Source organism: Lactobacillus sp. C449L, from assembly GCF_059900815.1.
This window is the reverse complement of sequence record NZ_JBWXGA010000440.1, coordinates 1-395: the sequence shown is the minus strand read 5'-3', so window position 1 is coordinate 395 and position 395 is coordinate 1. Positions and strand designations below refer to the sequence as shown.

The following is a 395-nucleotide window of genomic DNA, read 5'->3' as shown; positions in this document are numbered from 1 at the left end:
GAAATACAGACTGTCTCCAGCCGCCAGATCGACCGGCTCCCGTCCCTCTATGTAAACTCGCAACGATCCTTTGAGGACGATCAGGAATTCCTCTCCGGGATGACGGACATAGTCCGCAAATTCCCCGAAACTTCGTGCCGTCACCGTTCCCAGCATCGGGACCATTTGCTTGTCCGCCAAGTCCGCCGCCAGCATTTCGTAGACATAGGTCGGCGTATCGTAGCGCTTCGCCTTTCCGCGCCGGGTGACCTGAAGCGTATCCGATCCAAAGGACCGGCTCTCCCGGGAGAAGAGCGCGCCGACATCCAGCCCCAGACTGGTGGCCAGGGAGACGAAACGATCATAGGTCAGGGACATCTGACCACGCTCCACCTTCGAGATGGTCGAGATGGCAA

General features: G+C 58.7%; 1 protein-coding gene. It reads right to left on the bottom strand.

The window, feature by feature from the left end:
- Positions 1-357, bottom strand: a 357-nt coding sequence (locus AC2JF9_RS10180) for a cupin domain-containing protein (RefSeq protein ID WP_500727528.1), incomplete at its 3' end; no start/stop codon positions are given.
- Positions 358-395 lie beyond the last annotated feature (38 nt).